The sequence below is a fragment of the Bifidobacterium sp. POST2/T3 (B1) genome (assembly GCF_058197115.1).
This window is the reverse complement of record NZ_JBVPQK010000280.1, coordinates 1-3,446: the sequence shown is the minus strand read 5'-3', so window position 1 is coordinate 3,446 and position 3,446 is coordinate 1. Positions and strand designations below refer to the sequence as shown.

Annotated in this window: 5 protein-coding genes; all 5 read right to left on the bottom strand. The window is 58.0% G+C overall.

Annotated features, from left to right (window positions below):
- Positions 1-638 (bottom strand): hypothetical protein (locus AC0AP0_RS10505; protein ID WP_490430423.1); only part of this gene is annotated, 638 nt, incomplete at its 3' end.
- Positions 639-769: 131 nt separating this feature from the next.
- Positions 770-1,630, bottom strand: a complete 861-nt coding sequence (locus tag AC0AP0_RS10500) for an ATP-binding cassette domain-containing protein (protein ID WP_490430422.1) — start codon at positions 1,628-1,630, stop codon at positions 770-772.
- Positions 1,627-1,992: a GntR family transcriptional regulator gene (locus AC0AP0_RS10495; protein ID WP_490430421.1), complete on the bottom strand. Its 366-nt coding sequence runs from the start codon at positions 1,990-1,992 to the stop codon at positions 1,627-1,629. The genes AC0AP0_RS10500 and AC0AP0_RS10495 overlap by 4 nt, the downstream gene beginning before the upstream one ends.
- Before the next feature lie 217 nt (positions 1,993-2,209).
- On the bottom strand, positions 2,210-3,058 hold the full coding sequence (locus AC0AP0_RS10490; RefSeq protein WP_490430420.1) for an ABC transporter ATP-binding protein: 849 nt from the start codon (positions 3,056-3,058) through the stop codon (positions 2,210-2,212).
- A partial coding sequence (locus tag AC0AP0_RS10485; RefSeq protein WP_490430419.1) for an ATP-binding cassette domain-containing protein occupies positions 3,045-3,446 on the bottom strand: 402 nt, incomplete at its 5' end. The genes AC0AP0_RS10490 and AC0AP0_RS10485, both read right to left, overlap by 14 nt.

The window sequence follows — 3,446 nt, the reverse complement described above, 5'->3', positions numbered from 1 at the left end:
CGCATAAGGTTGATCATCTGAACCGCCGTTTGCTGCCACCCCCAGAAATTCCAGCCGGAAATCGAATGCCAGAAACCAACACAGATCAACAGCCCTGCCAGCAACAGGCATCTGCCTTTTCGATCAAGACGGACGGCGAGGTCACCCAGCACCTGGCCAAGCAGAATAAAGGCTACCTGCACCATGAAGATATGCAGCGCCAGAGCCAGCCAACGGGACGGCTGCTGGTCATACGACCGGTTAAAGCATGAAACACTCCAGGGATCAAGAGTGAGCCTCCAAGGTGAGCAGCCCTGCTCGAGAAACCTTTGGTAACTTTCCGTAAAGGGCATCCATCCAATTTGGCCCAGGTTGCTGATAATGGCGACCCCAATCATAAAAGTAGCTGTCGCCAGGGCCATGACCACATTGGAGATGATCTGGGTCCAAGCGATCGTGGACCGGGTCACGGCGTTGGAGATCAGGGGCCGGAAAGTCGTCAGTGAGCAGGCAAGGGCGGTGGCCATGAACACCATCTCGGTGAACAGACCAGTGAAGCCAGAGCTTAGGGGAATGAACCCCACAACTCCCAGAGCGAGGACGAGAGCCCAAATCAAAAAGACGATCAGCCTCGGCATCACCTGTACACGCAGGGCCATCCGGGTCTGCACCGCAGGCGACAGGAAGCGTTTGATTCGGGTCCATCCTTCAGCCGGTCCCGCACCGACGTCGGGCCTGTCTGGCCCTGGCTTGGTCTTCGTCCGCACTGCTTCTGCAACTTGCATGTTATTCATTGTGTCGCACCTTCCGTAATCTGGACGAAGTAGGTCTGCAGATCCATGGGGGCGACAATAAGACCCTTGGGCTGCTCGTCAGGCACCGGCCCCTCGAAGCTGACGCGCAGCAGGTCGCCGATGCGCTGCCTGCTCAGCAGCTGCGGGTCGCCCTGGGCAAGGTAGCCCTCTACATCACGCGGACGTCCAGTGACAGTGGTCCCCAGGACTGACAGATCATCCACGCTGAAAGATCGCAGGACCCGCCCCTGGTCGATGATCGTAGCGCGGGAGATGAGCTGGCTGACCTCGTTGATGATATGTGTAGCGATGATCATGGTCGGTCCGCGGCGCTGATAGGCCTCCAGAAGGAAGGAGTAGATCCTCTCCCTGGCCGCCGCATCCATTCCTGTCGTCGGTTCATCCAGAATGAGGTATTCCACAGGCAGGCAGAGTCCGATGATATCCTTGACCACCTGACGCTGCCCTGTGGAAAGGGAGGCAAAAGTGTCAGTCAGCCTCAATGCGAAGCTTTTAAGAATACTCTCAGCCAAGTGCCAGTCGAAATCACCGTAAAACCCCTCGGCCATGGCAAATGCCTGCCTAATGTGCCGTCGGGATGGATAGGGCCAAGTTTCGTTGACCAAGGCCACGCGGCGAATGATTCTCGAATCGTTGACCAGCCCGCTTCCGTCCAAGTGGACCAGCCCATGGTCAGGAAGTATCCTGCCTGTCATCAGATTGCACAGGGTGGACTTGCCGGCCCCGTTCCGCCCGAAGAGTCCGTATATATTGCCGGGCTCAAAGCAGAGCGAGATCTCATCCAGGGCCTTCAGCTTTCCGTACGATTTGTCCACCTTGGAAACTGTCAGACTCATTGGTAGACCCTTTCTATGATGACGTCCAGGTCCTCACGGGATACGTCCAGAGATTTGGCTTCTTCGACCAGATCCTGAAACCTTCCGTTCAGGAGTTCACTCCTGCGACGCTCACGAACGCTTCGGCCCGCACCGGCAGTGACAAACATGCCCAGCCCCCGCCGTTTCTCCAGAAGACCCCGGTCGACCAGCAGGTTCATCCCCTTGAGGACGGTTGCCGGGTTGATCTGGTAAGCGGTCGAGATTTCCGTGGTGCTGGGAATCCTTTCACCATCGGCAACCAAACCCTCGGCTATGGCTTCGGCCAACCTGTCCGCCACCTTCACGAAAACTGGCCGACCATCCGGTATTTCGATCGCCATCGTTTGACCGCCTTGTCTGCCTTGATTCAGGGCGTCGAGTCAGGACCCTTACTACTGTTTATTACTTAGTTACTTGAGTAACTAACCAACAGTCTACAATTTGCTTTCCCAACCGTCAAATCATGTGCAGCCGTAATCCGTCGGTTGGCTCTGCACGGCTCATCCCACTGCTTTCACCTGATTCCGCTTGGGCAGGATGCCGCACGGGCCCCGGTACCTAGAGGGTTGCAGCTGCCAGTAGCTGACGGGTATAGGGCTGACTTGGGTGATCGAGGATGGTCCTCACAGGCCCCTCCTCCACCACCTTCCCCTGGCTGAGCACCATGACCCTGTCCGCGATGTGCTGGACCACGCCCAAATCATGGGAGATGATGATCATGGACATCCCGCTTGACGAATCGCTTTGCTGTCTTGACTGGGCCATGATGGATTGAAGGGTATGGAGAATCCCCACGCGTGCTGAGACGTCGATGGCGCTCATAGGCTCATCGGCCAAGAGTATCCGGGGCTTGACGACCAGGGCCCGGGCTATGGCCGCCCGCTGGGCCTGGCCACCTGATAGATCAGAAGGATAAGCCGTCATGATCCTGTCCGGATCAAGTTGAACCTCTGACAGCGCCTCGGCCACCTGATCAGCAAGGTCTCGCTCCTTCTGATAGCGATACCATACGCGCCCACTCTCCCTGCGCTTGGCAGCCAAAAGAGGCTCGGCGACCGACCGGCCGATGGTCCACCGAGGGTCCAAGGAGGCAAAAGGGTTCTGGAAGACCAGAGCAGAGTCTCGGGCAAGCGCCTTGGCGGCCGGAGTACCATGCAGAACTGGCCTGCCCTGATATGTCACCTGTCCGGCATCAGGCCTCAACTGACCCAAAAGCAGACGGGAAAGTGTGGTTTTCCCCGAACCAGACTCCCCTATAATCGCCAAGCACTCCCCCGGCTGGAGGGAGACATCGATTCCGTCAACCGCAGCCTTTCGAGCCATGCCGCTGCCGTTGGAGGCATAGACTTTGATCAGGCCCTTCCCGGTCAGGATCGGATCGGCATGCGCATCGTCAGTCGTCCTCATGCTTGCCTCCATCTACGCTCAGCGTCAGCTCCTTGGCCGCTGTCACCAAAGTCCTGCCCTGTGGACTGGATGGGTTGCGCAGAATGCTCTGCGTTTGTCCGCTTTCCACCACTCGGCCCGATTCAAGGATGTAACAGTAATCAGCAACCCGGGCCAGGACGGAGAAATCATGGGTGATAAACAGCAGGGAGGCCCCACTCTGATCAACCAGCGAGACCAACAGGTCCACAATCTGCCGCTGGGTTATGGCGTCAAGTGCCGTGGTCGGCTCGTCCGCCAGGATCAGTCTGGGCTTGGTGACCAGGGCTGTAGCTATGGCCGCCCGCTGCTGTTGACCCCCGGACAGCTCATGTGGATAGGAGCCGGCCAGTTCCGCATCCAACCCGAC

Coding starts and splice junctions, on each gene's coding strand:
- AC0AP0_RS10500 (WP_490430422.1), bottom strand. CDS start 1,630: ATGAGTCTGACAGTTTCCAAGGTGGACAAATCGTACGGAAAGCTGAAG.
- AC0AP0_RS10490 (WP_490430420.1), bottom strand. CDS start 3,058: ATGAGGACGACTGACGATGCGCATGCCGATCCGATCCTGACCGGGAAG.
- AC0AP0_RS10495 (WP_490430421.1), bottom strand. CDS start 1,992: ATGGCGATCGAAATACCGGATGGTCGGCCAGTTTTCGTGAAGGTGGCG.